Origin of the sequence: Nocardia asteroides, from assembly GCF_021183625.1 — a bacterium.
GTDB classification, from domain to species: domain Bacteria; phylum Actinomycetota; class Actinomycetes; order Mycobacteriales; family Mycobacteriaceae; genus Nocardia; species Nocardia asteroides_A.
This window is the reverse complement of record NZ_CP089214.1, coordinates 4,086,452-4,101,009: the sequence shown is the minus strand read 5'-3', so window position 1 is coordinate 4,101,009 and position 14,558 is coordinate 4,086,452. Positions and strand designations below refer to the sequence as shown.

General features: G+C 70.5%; 14 protein-coding genes. 7 read left to right on the top strand and 7 right to left on the bottom strand.

Features of this window, described 5'->3' with window-relative positions; genetic code table 11:
• Positions 1-33: 33 nt before the first annotated feature.
• Both LTT61_RS19395 and LTT61_RS19390 read right to left on the bottom strand, forming a co-directional pair.
• A complete protein-coding gene (locus LTT61_RS19395; protein WP_233015504.1) occupies positions 34-1,935 on the bottom strand; it encodes a glycosyltransferase in 1,902 nt (633 codons plus the stop codon).
• An 88-nt stretch (positions 1,936-2,023) separates the two neighbouring features.
• Positions 2,024-2,566, bottom strand: a complete 543-nt coding sequence (locus tag LTT61_RS19390; RefSeq protein WP_233015503.1) for a GtrA family protein — start codon at positions 2,564-2,566, stop codon at positions 2,024-2,026.
• Between the two features lie 98 nt (positions 2,567-2,664).
• On the opposite strand from LTT61_RS19390, the gene LTT61_RS19385 reads away from it, so the two are divergent.
• Positions 2,665-3,615: a glycosyltransferase gene (locus LTT61_RS19385; protein WP_233015502.1), complete on the top strand. Its 951-nt coding sequence runs from the start codon at positions 2,665-2,667 to the stop codon at positions 3,613-3,615.
• A complete protein-coding gene (locus LTT61_RS19380; protein WP_233015501.1) occupies positions 3,612-5,240 on the top strand; it encodes a DUF2142 domain-containing protein in 1,629 nt (542 codons plus the stop codon). Before LTT61_RS19385 ends, LTT61_RS19380 begins: the two co-directional genes overlap by 4 nt.
• 1 nt (position 5,241) lies before the next feature.
• Here LTT61_RS19380 and rfbB read toward each other — a convergent pair whose 3' ends face one another.
• On the bottom strand, positions 5,242-6,249 hold the full coding sequence (gene rfbB, locus LTT61_RS19375) for a dTDP-glucose 4,6-dehydratase (protein ID WP_233015500.1): 1,008 nt from the start codon (positions 6,247-6,249) through the stop codon (positions 5,242-5,244).
• 314 nt (positions 6,250-6,563) lie between these two features.
• Here rfbB and LTT61_RS19370 point away from each other — a divergent pair, with 314 nt between their 5' ends.
• The gene (locus LTT61_RS19370; protein WP_233015499.1) at positions 6,564-7,274 is read left to right on the top strand and encodes a hypothetical protein; all 711 of its coding nucleotides are present in this window, start codon (positions 6,564-6,566) and stop codon (positions 7,272-7,274) included.
• A 123-nt stretch (positions 7,275-7,397) separates the two neighbouring features.
• Here the strand turns inward: LTT61_RS19370 and LTT61_RS19365 are convergent, their stop codons facing one another.
• Entirely contained in the window at positions 7,398-8,390 is a 993-nt protein-coding gene (locus LTT61_RS19365) for an alpha/beta hydrolase (RefSeq protein ID WP_233015498.1), read from the bottom strand.
• Between the two features lie 188 nt (positions 8,391-8,578).
• Here LTT61_RS19365 and rfbA point away from each other — a divergent pair, with 188 nt between their 5' ends.
• The gene (gene rfbA, locus LTT61_RS19360) at positions 8,579-9,451 is read left to right on the top strand and encodes a glucose-1-phosphate thymidylyltransferase RfbA (RefSeq protein WP_233015497.1); all 873 of its coding nucleotides are present in this window, start codon (positions 8,579-8,581) and stop codon (positions 9,449-9,451) included.
• 2 nt (positions 9,452-9,453) lie between these two features.
• Entirely contained in the window at positions 9,454-10,008 is a 555-nt protein-coding gene (locus LTT61_RS19355) for a dTDP-4-dehydrorhamnose 3,5-epimerase family protein (protein ID WP_233021090.1), read from the top strand.
• Positions 10,009-10,053: 45 nt separating this feature from the next.
• On the opposite strand, the gene LTT61_RS19350 is transcribed toward LTT61_RS19355, so the two are convergent.
• Positions 10,054-11,505 (bottom strand): MFS transporter, encoded by a 1,452-nt coding sequence (locus LTT61_RS19350; RefSeq protein ID WP_233015496.1) that lies wholly within the window; start codon positions 11,503-11,505, stop codon positions 10,054-10,056.
• 86 nt (positions 11,506-11,591) lie between these two features.
• Here LTT61_RS19350 and LTT61_RS19345 point away from each other — a divergent pair, with 86 nt between their 5' ends.
• On the top strand, positions 11,592-11,951 hold the full coding sequence (locus LTT61_RS19345) for a MarR family winged helix-turn-helix transcriptional regulator (RefSeq protein WP_233015495.1): 360 nt from the start codon (positions 11,592-11,594) through the stop codon (positions 11,949-11,951).
• 9 nt (positions 11,952-11,960) lie between these two features.
• Here LTT61_RS19345 and LTT61_RS19340 read toward each other — a convergent pair whose 3' ends face one another.
• Both LTT61_RS19340 and LTT61_RS19335 read right to left on the bottom strand, forming a co-directional pair.
• The gene (locus LTT61_RS19340; RefSeq protein WP_233021089.1) at positions 11,961-12,863 is read right to left on the bottom strand and encodes a helix-turn-helix domain-containing protein; all 903 of its coding nucleotides are present in this window, start codon (positions 12,861-12,863) and stop codon (positions 11,961-11,963) included.
• A 222-nt stretch (positions 12,864-13,085) separates the two neighbouring features.
• On the bottom strand, positions 13,086-13,754 hold the full coding sequence (locus LTT61_RS19335) for a DUF4282 domain-containing protein (RefSeq protein WP_233015494.1): 669 nt from the start codon (positions 13,752-13,754) through the stop codon (positions 13,086-13,088).
• A 207-nt stretch (positions 13,755-13,961) separates the two neighbouring features.
• On the opposite strand from LTT61_RS19335, the gene LTT61_RS19330 reads away from it, so the two are divergent.
• Positions 13,962-14,444 (top strand): hypothetical protein, encoded by a 483-nt coding sequence (locus tag LTT61_RS19330; protein WP_233015493.1) that lies wholly within the window; start codon positions 13,962-13,964, stop codon positions 14,442-14,444.
• Positions 14,445-14,558: the final 114 nt, after the last annotated feature.

The window sequence follows — 14,558 nt, the reverse complement described above, 5'->3', positions numbered from 1 at the left end:
GTGCCCCTCGGCCGGAGGCACCCCGTGCGGGAATCACGGCCGGATGCCGTAGAGCCTTTCCCAGTTCTCCCGGCTGGTGAGCTCCGGCGCGGCGGCCCGGTACTGCTCCTGCAGCGCGGGCAGCTCGCGGCGCAGCCTGCGCAGCACCTTGAGCGCGCGGAGCAGCAGGGCGCGGGCCCGGGCCTTGTCGCGCTGCCGGATTCGCACCCCGGACTGCGAGGCGTCGGTCACCACGACATGGTCGAAGAGCGAGACGTGCCACCAGTACGCGTCCTCGCGGGTGATCCCGGCCAGGCCGGGGCGGGTGCGCCCGGTCCACTGGCCGATCGCCCGCTTGATCAGCACCAGCAGCGCCCGGCTCGGCTCGCCGGATGCGCGCTGGACGGCGATGTGCGTGGACGGCACCGGCGGGGTCGCTGCCGGGTGCTTGACCGTCTCCGGGTAGTCGCCGCGCTGGCCGCGGGCCTGGGCCAGGGCCTCGATTCCGCCGTCCCGCAGAATCTTCGGGCCACGCAGGAAGTCCTCGATGCCCTGCAGGGTGGTGTGCACCAGGCCGTACTGCATGGCGACCAGGTGCTCGGCGATATTGCGGAAGAGCTGCTTGCTGATCTTCTTACCGTCGAGGTCGGTGTGCAGCGCGCCGACGATGAGCGAGTTGCGGGTGCTGAAGTAGCGCGCCCAGTCGTCGTAGTCCTTCCAGTAGAAGTCGGCGTGCCAGACCGCGGCGTTCGGCAGGGTCACGGTGACGAAACCGTGCTCCCGCGCGCGCACGCCGTACTCGACGTCGTCCCACTGGAAGAACATCGGCAGCGGCAGCCCGATCTTCGCGACCACCTCGGCCGGGATCAAACAGGTCCACCAGGCGTTGTAGCCCGCGTCGACCCGGCGCTCCTGGTTCTTCTTCAGCATGCTGGTGTTGCGCAGCGCCTTGGACACCTTCTGCCCGTGCATGAGCCGGTCCAGGTGCACCTCCTCGGCCCCGACGTTCAGGTAGTCCGGGTTGAGCAGGAAGAGCATCTGCGCGCCGACCAGCGTCGGCTCCACCGTGAGGTTGGCGAAGGCGTTGAGCCGCAGCACCGTCTCCGGCTCGCAGAGGATGTCGTCGTCCATCAGGATGACGTCGGCGTGCTCGTTCACCGCGGAGACCTCGTACAGCCCGCGGGTGAAGCCGCCCGCCCCGCCCAGGTTGGGCTGGCGGATGTAGCGCAGTTTCTCGCCGAGCACCGGCTGCACCTCGCGGAACCGCGGCCGCTCCTCGACCAGGTCGGTGCCCTGGTCGACCACGTACACCGCGTCGATCGCGGCGAGCACCGCCGGGTCGGAGGCGAGCGCGGCGACCGTCTCGGCGCAGTCGGCGGCCCGGTTGAAGGTGCAGATGGCGATGGCGACCGGGCGCATCCGCTCCGGGGCAGCGGCCGACCAGGTGAGCTCGGTGATGCCGAGCGCGCCGCCGACGGCGTCCGCCTCGACCCAGAGCGCGCCGCCGTCGACGTACTGGTCGAGCGTGGCGCCGAGCGTCACCGGGCCGCTCGCGGCGACCTCGATGGAGTCGACGATCCGGCGGTGCCCGGCGATGTCCGAGGCCACCAGCCGCAGCCTCGCGCCCGCGGCGACGTCGAGCACCAGCGTGACCTGCACCTCGGTGACCGTGGTCCAGCGCTGCCAGTAGGCCGCCGCGAACCGGCCGAAGTAGGTGTTGGTGTGCACCGTCGCGCCCCTGTCCAGGTGCAGCGAGAGGCGGTCGCGCTGGGCGCGCCCCCTGGTGACGACGGCGTACAGCTCGTCGTTGATCTTCGCCGACGGCCCGGTGAAGATCCCCCGCTGCAGCACCAGGCGGTCCGGAGCCCGGTGATCGGAGCGCAGCGCGGTGGGCGCCGCCTCGGCGACAGCTCGGTCGTTCGTTTCGGTAACGGCCTGCGTAGCCGACTGATCCATGAAGTCCTCGAAATTCAGTGTCGTGCCGACGGGACGGGCTGTGCATCCACCTTCGTCCCTGGATACCTTCGCGGCGGGCCCGAGGATATCAACGCGGCGAACCGGGCGCTTGCCCAGCACGGTCGGCGAGCGCGTCGTCGATGTCGTGCTCCAGGTCGGCCCGCGGACCGGTGAAGACGAAGGTGTCGTAGGCCCAGTAGCGGAAGAGCACCGCGACGATCTGGCCGAGCAGGGTGCCGGAGATGTTGTCCGCGAGCGGCGAGGAGAGATCCAGCACATAGCGGGAGAAGGCCAGGCAGCCGAGCTGCAGCCCGATCGCGATGACGTTGAAGAACGCGTAGAGCAGGTACTCCCGCGCCGCGCTACCGCCCTGCTTGTGCGCGAACGTCCACCACTTGTTGCCGAAGTAGGTGACCACCGTCGCCACCACGATCGCGATGATCTTCGCGGGCAGCGGCGCGTGGTGGAGCACGCCCTCGCCGCCCCAGAACACCAGCAGGTTGTACGTCCCGGCGTCCACCGCGAAGCCGATCAGCCCGACGACGAGGAAAGCGCTCCCCTGCCGCAGCGCGGTCAGCAGGCGGCGGCTCAGCGGTGCGGGAACGGTTTCGGCGGACTCGCGGGACGACACGCTCGCCGACGGTACACCGGGCACGCGGCAGCCGCGCCCGGCCCTGTACCCTCCCCGTGTTCCCTGTTCGAACCCACCGAGATCGAGGATTGACCCGGGTGGACCCCTCCGAGCTTCGCATTGCCGCCGTGGTCCCGTGCCACAACGAAGAGGCTTCGGTCGCCAAGGTCGTCGCCGACCTGCAGGCCGCCGTCCCCGGGATCGTGGTCTACGTCTACGACAACCTGAGTACCGACGCGACCTCCGAGCGCGCGCGGGAAGCGGGTGCGATCGTGCGCAGGGAGAACGTCAAGGGCAAGGGCAATGTGGTGCGCCGCGCCTTCGCCGACATCGAGGCCGACGTCTACCTCATGATCGACGGCGACGACACCTACGACGCGTCGGCCGCGCCGCTCATGATCAAGACGCTGCTCGACGGGCCCTACGACCACGTGCTCGGGGTGCGCCGCCAGGACGAGTCGGGCAACGCGTACCGGGCCGGCCACGAGACCGGCAACAAGGTGCTGAACGGCGTGGTCGGCAAGGTGTTCGGGGAGAACGTCGAGGACATGCTGAGCGGGTACCGGGTCTTCTCCCGGCGCTTCGTGAAGAGCTTCCCCGCGGTCTCCCGCGAGTTCGAGATCGAGACCGAGCTGACGGTGCACTCGCTGCACCTGCGGGTGCCGCGCACGGCGGTGCCGGTCGGGTTCCGGGATCGCCCGGCGGGCAGCGAGTCCAAGCTGCGCACGTACCACGACGGGTTCAAGATCCTGAAGCTGATCGCCGGGCTGGCGCGGCACGAGCGGCCGGTCGCCTTCTACGGGCTCTTCGGCACCCTGGCCTGGCTGATCGCGCTGGTGCTCACCATCCCGATAGCGATCACCTACTACGACATCGGCGAGGTGCCGCGCTTCCCCACCCTCTTCCTCGCCTTCACCCTGCTGCTGCTCGGCAGCCTGGCCTGGACCGCCGGCCTCATCCTGGACGGCATCCGCCGCTCCCGCCACGAGGCCGCACGCCTCGTCTACCTGCGCTACAGCGCCGTCACCGACGACGGACCCCGCCGGTGACGGCGTCGGCCACCGGCACCCAGCCCACCCCCTCCGGCGACGAGCCGGGCTCGGCGAGCGCCGCCGAGCGCTCCACCACGAAGGCCGCCGAATCGAACGCACTCGATTCCACCGAGGACAAACCAGTCGAGCGGCCGGAGGCCGGGCGAGAAGCGGACGCGCAGCCCCGCACGGGCATCGCGAACCGGATCATCCACAAGCTGGGCCCGGCGACGACGGCGTTCCTGATCCTCGCCGGACTGTTCGGCGCGGTCTTCGCCGTGATAACCCCGCCGTTCTGGGGCCACGACGAAATCACCCAGTTCAGCCGCGCGTACCAGGTAGCCCACGGCGGCCTCCTCCCCCAGGAGATCGAGGACACCCGCGGCATCGCCTACGGCGGCGACGTCCCGAAATCCATCACCGACCTGATGGGCTACGCGCTCACCGACTACACCACCAACGGCGACGAACAGAACCCGATGGCCGCCGACCCGGCCGCCTACGACCGGTACAAGTCCGCCCCCGTCAGCGCGGAGCTGGACCAGGTCTGGTTCACCAACACCGCGGCGTACTCCCCCGTCCCGTACCTCCCGAACGCCATCGCACTGCGCGCGGCCGAAACACTCGACCTGAACGTCGGCGCGACCACCCTGGTGACCAGGCTCGCGGGGTTGGCCGCCTACCTGGCGATCACCGGCTTCGCGCTGTGGTCCCTGCGCGCCCACCGCATCCAGTGGCTCGCCTTCGCCGTCGCGGTGCTCCCGATCGCGATCTTCCAGGCGGGCACCGTCACCGCCGACACCCTGACCAACGCGCTCGCCTTCGGAATCTCGGCACTCCTGGTCAAGGCGCTCTTCCTCGGCGACGGCCTGCGCCGCCAGGAGACCGCCGCGCTACTGGCCGCCACCCTGGCGCTGCCGCTCTGCAAACCCGCCTACATCCTGCTCGCCCTGCTCGTCGTGGTGATCCCCGGCGACCGGCTCGGCTTCCGCGGCGTCTGGCGGTTCACCCACGTGGCCTTCGCCGCGGCGGGCGGGCTGCTCTTCGCGGTCTGGATGAAGGTGGCCGCCCCGACCGGCGACGGCATGAGCCTCATGCGCCCGGAGGCCCAGTGGGGCACCGTCCGCCCGGACGACCAGCTGAAGGGCATCCTCACCGACCCGATCACCTTCGTCGAGGTGTTCGGCGAGAGCATCTCGCGCCGGGACCAGCGCTGGTTCACCCAGTTCTTCGGTGAGCTCGGCTTCGCCTACATCGACGTGCCCGCGCTCTCCATCCTGGCCTGCCTGCTCGCCTTCGTGATCGGCATCGGGATCGGCGACCGGCTGCGCCCGGAGGCGGCGACCTTCCGCCGCACGCTGATCGTGGCGCTGGTGCTGCTCGCCAATGTGGCGATGATCTACGTGACGCTCTACATGTCGTTCACGCCGGTGGACTACTTCATCATCGACGGCGTGCAGGGCAGGTACTTCGTGCCGCTCGCGGTGCTCACCTTCGCGGTGCTGCTGCGCTGGCTGCCCTGGCGGCTGGCGCTGCCGGACGGCACCGCGCCGGGCCGGGGCGCCGCGCTGACCATCGTCGGCGCCACCGCGGTCGCGCTGATCGCCGCCGCGGTCAAGTACCACGTGCTGGTCTGGGGCTGAGTTACAGCGGGAGCACCCGCTCGCCCGCTTTCCGGTACGCGTCCTCGGTGTGCTCCTTGTACGGCCGCCACCACGCCTCGTTCTCCCGATACCAGCGCACGGTCGCGGCCAGCCCGTCGCGGAAATTCTCGTACCGCGGGGTCCAGCCGAGTTCGGTGCGCAGCCGGGTCGCGTCGATGGCGTAGCGCTGGTCGTGCCCCGGCCGGTCGGTCACATGGTCGAAATCGTCCGGGGAGCGGCCGAATTCCGCGAGCAACATTCGGATGACGGTCAGGTTGTCGGTTTCCCCGTCCGCCCCGATCAGATAACTCCGGCCCGCCGCGCCACGTTCCAGGACGGCCCAGACCGCGTGGTTGTGGTCGTCGACGTGAATCCAATCCCGGATCTGGTGCCCGGCGCCGTACAGCCGCGGCCGCTGCCCGTCGATGAGATTCGTGATCTGCCGCGGGATGAACTTCTCCACGTGCTGATAGGGGCCGTAGTTGTTACTGCAGTTCGACAGCGTCGCGCGCACGCCGAAAGAGCGCGCCCAGGCCCGGACGAGCAGGTCGCTCGAAGCCTTTGTCGCGGAGTACGGGCTGGACGGGTTGTACGGCGTCAGCTCGGAGAACGGCGGATCGTCCGAGCTCAGGTCGCCGAACACCTCGTCGGTGGAGACGTGGTGGAATCGCACGCCGTGCCTGCGCACCGCTTGCAGCAGCGCGAAAGTTCCCACGATGTTCGTCTGCACGAACGGCCACGGGTCGGCCAGTGAATTGTCGTTGTGCGATTCCGCGGCGAAGTGCACCACCGCGTCGGTTTCCGCGGTCAGTTCGTCGACCAGCGCGGTGTCGGCGATATCGCCCTTCACGAATTCGATTCGGTCGGCGACCGAATCCAGCGATTCCCGATTGCCCGCGTAGGTGAGCGCGTCGAGCACCGTCACCCGAACGTCGGGGCGCTCGGCCACGGTCTGCCGGACGAAGTTCGCACCGATGAACCCGGCTCCGCCGGTGACGAGCAAGCGCATTCCGCGACTCTACCGCCGGGGCGGGGCCATCCCGGAATCCCGGCCGCCGCCGAAAAGTCCGATTCGCCTCGTCAATCATTCTGCGGCACAGGTGATCTGCATCACAATCCGACCGGAAAGAACGATGTAGCAGGGTTTTAATCACGCCGAAACACCAGTTCAGCGTCTTGATTTCGGAAAACCCACGGACCACCAGGTCTGCTTGGTGAACGGAATTTGAACACCCGGTCACAGCGCATTCACCACGCGTTAGCTGACCTGGCCTTCGATCAACGGGTCCCCTCCATCCGACCGCTCGATGAGGTTCACAACACATGTTCATCAAGAAATTCGCCGCGACGTCGGCTCTGCTGATCGCCGCGATCGGCGTCACCTCGGGCACCGTGAACGCGGCGCCCGCGGAAGCACCGGCCGACGCGGTGAACTTCACCGCGCACGCCACCGAGACCGCCACCTTCATCTCCACCGACTCCGGCAAGCTGGTCGCCGAGGACGGCGTCTTCAAGGTCGTCGCCGCCGATGGCACCGTGCTGGCCGGCACCCCGCTGAGCTTCCGGCTCGACGAGTTCGAGTTCCCGATCGCGGCCGAGATCTCCGGCAACGACGCGACCCTGACCCCGCAGCTCGACCTGGAGAAGGCCGTCTACAAGCCGGTCGCGCTGCCCTACGAGGACAAGGCGCCCTGGAAGAACGAGTACGACCGTGAGCTCGCGGCGTTCAACCGGCTGAAGGACACCATCTCCGTCGGCGCCACCGTCGGCACCCTGGTCGGCGGCCTCTCCGGCGGCGCGCTCGGCTGCGTGCTCGGCGGCATCGCCGGCGCCACCGTCGCCTCCGCGACCATCGTCGGCCTGTTCGGCCCGTTCATCCCGGCCGCCGCCGTTGGCTGCGTCGCGGGCATCCTGGCCGTCGGCGCGCTCGGCACCCTGGTCGGCCAGATCCTGATCACCGCCCCGGTGGCGATCGGCGCGGCCATCCAGTACTGGAGCACCCTGAACCAGCCGTTCAACGCCCCGGCCAAGTAATTCCGGCGCTCGAACAACGGAACCCCGCTCGGACCAGGTCCGGGCGGGGCTCCGTCGTTTCCGGGTGGACCTTGCCCCGCACCGGGTGCGGGGCAAGGTCCAGAACTCGTCCGGCCGATCGAGTCAGGCCGTCCGAGCTCGCTCCTGGTGCTCGACCCGGTCCCGCACGAAGCGGGCGACCCGGCCGAGCGCGGCCCTGCCCTCCGGCAGGCTCGGGAAGATGCTCATGAAGGCGTGCACCTGGCCGCGCCACAGCTCCAGGCTGTGCGGCACGCCCGCGGCGGCGAGCCTGGCCGCCATCAGCTCGCTGTCATAGCGCAGCACCTCGTCCTCCGCGGCGACCAGCAGTACCGGCGGCAGATCCGCCAGGTTGCCGTTGACCGGCGAGAGGATCGGGTCGAGCACGCCGTCGATCTCCGCGCCCAGCCGCACCACCGCGGCCAGCGCGGAGAGCGGGATGTAGGCGTCCCTGGAGACATTGACGTAACCGCGCTTGGCCACGTGGTCCAGGTCGAGCAGCGGGGAGAGCCCGATCAGCCCCGCGGGCGCGGGCAACCCCTCCTCCAGTGCCTTCAGCGCGGTGGCGAAGGTCAGGTAGCCGCCCGCCGAATCGCCCGCGATCACGATCCGGGACGGGTCGGCGCCGTGCCCGAGCAGCCAGCGGTACGCGGTCAGGCAGTCCTCGACCGACTGCAGGATGGATTTGCCGGGTAGCTGCCGGTAGTCGACGTTCACCACGGGCAGCCCGGTGCGCCGGGCCAGGCTGGCGGCGATCGGCCGGTGCGTGCGCAGCCCGCACACCGCGAAGCCGCCGCCGTGCAGGTAGAGCACCGCACCGTGGCGCAGCGCGCGGGAGCCGCCCGCCGGGCGCAGGATCTCCAGGCCGAAGCCGCGCAACCGCACCTGCTCGCGCTCGACCCCGCGCGGCTCGCGGCGCAGCCGGGAGAGGCCGTCCACCGCGGCCGCGGCGACGGGGATGGTGTGCCGGTTGATCGGCAGCTGCCGCAGCACCGGGCGGAGCACGCCGGAGCAGGTGGCGAGCAGCAGGCGGGCGGCCGGGCTCGGCCCGCGGGGGTTCATCACCCTGCCCGTGAATTCGTCACTGATCGCGGTCATGGCGGTACCTACCTCACCCACGGGCGGGCGTCCTCGCTGACGTCCCACTCCAGAAGATCACGACAAGTGTGATCCGTGCAACAACCATGCCCCGGCCGACCTGTTCGGCCAACCCGTCGTGACCATTTCGCGGTCGGGCTGGAACCTCCCCGTTTCGGCGCCCCCGCGAGCTGGCAGACTCTGGGGCCATGCGCGGAATCATCCTGGCGGGCGGCACCGGCTCGCGCCTGCACCCGATCACGCGCGGGGTGAGCAAGCAGCTCGTCCCGGTCTACGACAAGCCGATGATCTACTACCCGCTCTCCACCCTGATGCTGGCCGGGATCACCGACATCCTGGTGATCACCACCCCCGAGGAGGCGGCTGCCTTCCGCAGGCTGCTCGGCGACGGCAGCGCCTTCGGCATCGCCATCGACTACGTGGTCCAGCCCGAACCCGACGGCCTGGCCAGGGCTTTCGTCCTCGGCGCCGACCACATCGGCACCGACTGCGCGGCACTCGTGCTCGGCGACAACATCTTTCACGGCCCCGGGCTCGGCACCGGGCTGAACCGCTTCCACGGGCTGGACGGCGGCGCGGTCTTCGCCTACTGGGTCTCCGACCCGACCGCCTACGGCGTCGTCGAGTTCACCGAGGGCAGGGCGGTCTCGATCGAGGAGAAGCCGAAGGCGCCGCGCTCCAACTACGCCATCCCCGGGCTCTACTTCTACGACAACGACGTGGTGGAGATCGCCCGCTCGCTGCGGCCCTCCGCGCGCGGCGAGTACGAGATCTCCGACATCAACCGCGCCTACCTGGAGCAGGGCAAACTGCGGGTGGACGTGCTCGCCCGCGGCACCGCCTGGCTGGACACCGGCACCTTCGATTCGCTGCTCGACGCGGCGAACTACGTGCGCACCATCGAGGAGCGGCAGGGGCTGAAGATCGGCGTGCCGGAGGAGGTGGCGTGGCGAATGGGGTATATCGATGACGACCGGCTGCGCGCCGCGGCGGAGCGGCTGGTCAAGTCGGGGTACGGCGGCTACCTGCTCGACCTGCTCGAGCGCGGACGGGACTGGTGAGCATGGAGATCAGGGAGCTGGAGGTCCCGGGCGCCTGGGTGCTGACGCCGCGGCAGTTCCGCGACGAGCGCGGCGTCTTCCTCGAGCAGTTCAAGGCGTCGGAGTTCGAGAAGGCCACCGGGCGGCCGCTCGATCTGAAGCAGGTGAACTGCTCGGTCTCCGCGGCCGGGGTGCTGCGCGGCATCCACTACACCGAGGATCCGCCGGGCCAGGCCAAGTACGTCACCTGCGTGCGCGGGGCCTTCCTGGACGTGGTGGTCGACCTGCGGCCCGGCTCGCCGACCTACGGGCGGTGGGACAGCGTCCTGCTCGACGACGTCGACCGGCGCTCGGTCTTCCTCGCCGAGGGGCTCGGCCACGCCATCCTGTCGCTCGCCGACGAGTCGACGGTGACCTACCTCTGCTCGCTGGAGTACAGCCCGGAGTTCGACCACGAGATCGACGCGCTCGACCCCGCGCTCGGCATCGACTGGCCGCGCGTCGGCCGGGACGGACAGCCGCTCACCCTGGTCCGCTCGCCCAAAGACGAGGCGGCGCCGCCCTTCATCCCCCGCTGACCGGGCGCCACCCGCGTGCAGTGGCACCCGGTCGGGTAGGCGGGCTCAGCCCGCGGGCTCGAGGGCGGGCTCGACCGGCCGCCCGCGCCGCCGCACCAGCGCGGCCAGCGAAATCGCCGCGCCGACCGCGGTGACCGCGGCGGCGAACTCCAGCCCAGGCCGGTACGCCGCGAGCATCGCGGCCGGGCTGTCGTCGTGCGGCCCGGCGGCGATGAGCGCCGTCGTCACCGCGAGCACGATCGCCGCGCCGACCTGCATGGAGGTCTGCAGCACGCCCGCCGCGAGCCCCTGCTCGTCGTCATCGATCCCGGCGGTGGCCTGGATGTTGATGGCCGGGAAGCCGATCCAGCCGACGCCGATGAGCAGCACGGCAGGCAGCAGCACGGTGAGGTACGAGGGGGCGGTATCGATGCGGAGGAACAGCAGGTAGCCGATGGTCATCACGGTGAGCGTCACCGCGATCACCGGCGCGGTGCCGACCCGGTCGACCAGCCGATCGGAGAAGACCGCCGAGAGCGTCACCATGAGCCCGACCGGGAGCAGCGCGAGCGCCAGCGTGAGCGGCGACCAGCCGAGCGCGTCCTGCAGGTACAGCGTGACGATGAACTGCCAGCTGAAATACGAACCGGCGAGCGCGATCACGGCCAGGCTGGCCCGGACCAGGGTGCGCTTGCGCAGGATGCCGAGCCGCACCAGCGGGTGCCGCACCCGCCGCTCGACGGCGACGAAGGCCACGAAGAGCACGGCGACGGCGACGAACGAGCCGAGCGTGCGCGGGGTCGCCCAGCCCACCTCGGGCGCGGTGACCACGGTGTAGACCAGGAGCAGCATCGCCGAGGTGGAGAAGAGCGCGCCGAGCAGATCGAGCCCGCCCTCGTCCGCCGGGCGGTCCTTCGGGACCAGCACCAGGGCGGCGGCCAGCGCGGCCAGCGCCACCGGGACCGGGAGCAGGAAGGTCCAGCGCCAGCCGATGCCGGTCATCAGCCCGCCGAAGAGCAGGCCGCAGGAGTAGCCGCCCGCGCCGAAGACGGTGTAGATGGAGAGCGCCCGGTTGCGCGCTGGGCCCTCCGGGAAGTTGGTGGTGATGATGGAGAGCCCGGTCGGCGCGGTGAATGCCGCGGCCAGCCCCTTCACGAACCGGGTCAGGATGAGCAGCGGGCCGGAGCTCACCAGCCCGCCCGCCAGCGAGGCGACCGCGAAGACCGCGAGCGCGATCAGGAAGACCCGGCGCCTGCCGAGCAGGTCGGCGGTGCGCCCGCCGAGCAGCAGCAGCCCGCCGTAGCCGAGCACGTAGCCGCTGACCAGCCACTGCAGCGTTGCCGTCGAGAGATCGAGTTCGGCGCCGATCGATGGGAGTGCGACGCCGATCATGGAGACATCGAGACCGTCGAGGAACAGCACGACGCAGAGCGTGATCAGCATGGCCCAGAGCCGTGCCGACCAGCGGGCCGGATCGGTCGCCGCGGAGACGGCGCGATGCGTTGCCGGGGAAGTCATAGGCCGGAACATTACATGCACACGCATTAGATTCCAACGCATTAAATGTCGTTGCATGAGGTTGCCGTGGACACTAATATGGGGCCATGTCGAACCTGCTCGGTGAGTGGCGGCGGCTCCTCGATCGGCACGCCGCGGTGAGCTGCGCCATGGAGAAGGCGCTGCAGCCGCACCACATCGGGCTGAGCGAGTTCGAGACGCTGGACCGGCTGGTCGACGCGGCCTGCGGCGACTACCGGATGAGCGAGCTCGCCGAGGACAGCCATCTGAGCCAGAGCGCGCTCTCCCGCACGGTCGCCCGGCTGGAGCGCGACGGCCTGGTCGCCCGCAGCATGTGCGCCGACGACCGGCGCGCCGTCACGGTCTGCCTCACCGAGAAGGGCCGCGCGGTGTACGACGCGGCCAGGCCCGCACACCGCGCCGTACTCGCCGAAATGCTGTTCTGACAGCGGCTTTCACAGCGCGTTTCGGGCGTCCTCGATGCCGCGGCGGGCGTCGACCGCCACCGCCTCGATCCCGGCGAAGGCGGCGCGGTACCGCGCGACCTCCTGCTCCTTGTCCACGAAGAGCGGGCCGGTGAAGCCCTCGACGTACACCACCGGCGGCTCCGGGTAGGCCGCGGTGGCGCCGGGGTCGAACTCAAGCACCACGAAGCGGCCGGACTCCATGCCCGGGTGGTAGCCGGAATCGGCGGGGACCACGCGGATCCGGATGTTGGGCAGGTCGGCCAGCTCGCGCAGCCGGTCCAGCTGCGCTCCGGCCACCTCGCTGCCGCCCAGCCTGCGCCACAGCATCGGCTCGGCGATCAGCACGTCCAGCCGCAGCGGCGCCGCCGACCGGGTGAGCTGCTCCTGGCGCACCGCCCGCAACCGCAGCCTGCGCTCGGTCTGCTCCGCGGCGAGCCCGGGGCGCGCGCCGGCGAGCAGCGCGCGGGTGTATGCCTCGGTCTGCAGCAGCCCCGGCACGGTGTCCACCTCGTAGCTGCGCAGCGCCGAGGCCGCCTCCTCCAGGCCGAGGTACACCTCGAACCCCTCCGGAATGGCATCGCTGTACCCGGCCCACCAGCCGCGCGCCTTGGTCTGCCGCGCCAGCACGGTGAGCGGCTCCACCAGCTCGGCCGGCGCCGCGTAGACCTTGCACATGGCCTCGACGTCCAGCCCGCGCAGCGAGGTCTGGCCGGTCTCGATCCGCCAGATCTTCGCCTCCGACCACTCCAGGTGCCGTGCGGCCGCCCTGGTCGTCATCCCGGCGCGATTGCGCAGGTCACGCAGCTGACGGCCGAGCTGGCGGCGCGGCAGCGTGGAACCGGTCACTCCCCCCGGTTCGCCTGCTCCGGCGGTCACCCGGCGTGCGTTCATCGTCACGTCCCCCCTGTGTACAACTGTGCCCGTCGCAGCGGCGGGCGACCGGCCTCACCCCTCGGGCCGACGACCGCACCGGAGCGCGGGTTGATCGATCACGAACGCCCGGTTACGAATCCTGGGCACTCGGACGGCATTGTTTCACAGTAAGTCGGGCAATGACGATCACTTGGAACAGCCGACCCGGTTCTGTCGATCGATCGAAGGACATCGGTGTACTCATTTCCGTGAGCCGCGCCGGAAGCGCCAGAACTGCACGGCGCGAACATCTTCGGAGAGCTGGTTCACCGGCTCCGCGACATCGGAGAGCACCTGGAAGAGGTCGTCGGCGAGATCACTGATGTGCTCGACCCGCCCCGCCAGCCGGGCCGCGTTCACCAGGAACTCCAGCACCAGCCGGACCGCCGCCGCGATGGTCAGCCCGAGCGGCACCGCGACCAGCGCGGCCAGCACCCCGAGCACCGCGGAGAGCTGCCACAGCGAGACGGTCAGCGCGATCGGCACCGCGCAGGCGAAGACCAGCCCGAGCAGGTAGGCCAGCGGGAGCAGGGTGAGCGTGACCTCGCGCCGGAACCGGATGTCGAGCAGCCCGCGCACCGCGTCGGCCACCCACGCGCGCAGCGCCGCCGTGCTCTCGAACGGATCGCGGCGCTCCAGCGCGGCGCGCGGCCGCTCGCCCGCGGCCGAGCGCGCGAAGCGGCGGGCCGCCGCCTCCCGCCAGAGCACCCAGCGCGAGCCCGCGTCCGGGCCCGGGTCCGGGTCGGCGGGGCCGTGGCCGCCGGCGGCCGGCGGCTCGCCCGGCGGCGGAACCGCTTCCGTGCTGTCCGATCCCGCGCTGAGCGGGGGTTCGCCGGACGGCACCCGCGTGCTGTCGGAGTCGTTGCTCATCCCCGAATCCTCCCCGTATATCATCGCTCGGGCTACCGGCATCGAAGGGCGTCGAGCGCACTACCAGACATCGGCGATCCCGGTCGGGAATGAGACGAACCTGACAGTTCGTAATTTTTCGGCGAACCGCGTAACGCCGAGGACACCGCGCACCGATACCACTCGTGAATGCAGGACCTGACTCTGACCGGGGAATGGAGAAAGACAGTGCGTACCACGTTTCCGACTACCGTCTCGGCGGCCGCGATGACCGCCGCCGCGCAGGACTACACCCAGCGTGGATGGACGGTTGCCGAAACGGCCAACGGCCTCTGCCTGATCGCCGATGAGGCGGTCGCGGGCATCGAGGTCGCCGGCGAGCTCGCCGCGGAAGTCCGTCGTTTCCTCCGCGCCAACAACCTCACCGGCCCCGTGATCGAGATTCCCGGCGCCGAGCGTCGCGAGATCCACCTGGTCACCGGCGTCGCCAAGGCCGAGATGGCGCTGGAGGCGCTGCGCTCGGCCGGCGCGGTCGTGCACACCGACGGCGCGGGCATCCCGCTGCCGCCCACCCAGCTCTCCGCCGGCTCCGCCTCCTGGGGCGTCGCGCCGGGCGAGGCCCGCTGGGTCCCGCCGGTGGTCGCCATCGGCGCCGCCGTCCGCGCCGCGCTCGCCAACCGGCGCGCGCAGCTCACCAGCGTCGCCTGCTGAGCGAAGCGGGGTAACGCCCGCCACCGACCACGACCGGTGTCCGCACCGCCGAGGAACTCCCCACCTCGGCACCGCGGGCACCGGTCGTTCGCGTCGGTATTGATAGAAATTCCC

What these genes read in the sequence shown, in the direction of transcription:
- LTT61_RS19350 (WP_233015496.1), bottom strand. Translation starts at nt 11,505, where the DNA reads ATGACTTCCCCGGCAACGCATCGCGCCGTCTCCGCGGCGACCGATCCG.
- rfbA (WP_233015497.1), top strand. Translation starts at nt 8,579, where the DNA reads ATGCGCGGAATCATCCTGGCGGGCGGCACCGGCTCGCGCCTGCACCCG.
- LTT61_RS19395 (WP_233015504.1), bottom strand. Translation starts at nt 1,935, where the DNA reads ATGGATCAGTCGGCTACGCAGGCCGTTACCGAAACGAACGACCGAGCT.
- LTT61_RS19365 (WP_233015498.1), bottom strand. Translation starts at nt 8,390, where the DNA reads ATGACCGCGATCAGTGACGAATTCACGGGCAGGGTGATGAACCCCCGC.
- LTT61_RS19335 (WP_233015494.1), bottom strand. Translation starts at nt 13,754, where the DNA reads ATGAGCAACGACTCCGACAGCACGCGGGTGCCGTCCGGCGAACCCCCG.
- rfbB (WP_233015500.1), bottom strand. Translation starts at nt 6,249, where the DNA reads ATGCGCTTGCTCGTCACCGGCGGAGCCGGGTTCATCGGTGCGAACTTC.
- LTT61_RS19370 (WP_233015499.1), top strand. Translation starts at nt 6,564, where the DNA reads ATGTTCATCAAGAAATTCGCCGCGACGTCGGCTCTGCTGATCGCCGCG.
- LTT61_RS19355 (WP_233021090.1), top strand. Translation starts at nt 9,454, where the DNA reads ATGGAGATCAGGGAGCTGGAGGTCCCGGGCGCCTGGGTGCTGACGCCG.
- LTT61_RS19345 (WP_233015495.1), top strand. Translation starts at nt 11,592, where the DNA reads ATGTCGAACCTGCTCGGTGAGTGGCGGCGGCTCCTCGATCGGCACGCC.
- LTT61_RS19340 (WP_233021089.1), bottom strand. Translation starts at nt 12,863, where the DNA reads ATGAACGCACGCCGGGTGACCGCCGGAGCAGGCGAACCGGGGGGAGTG.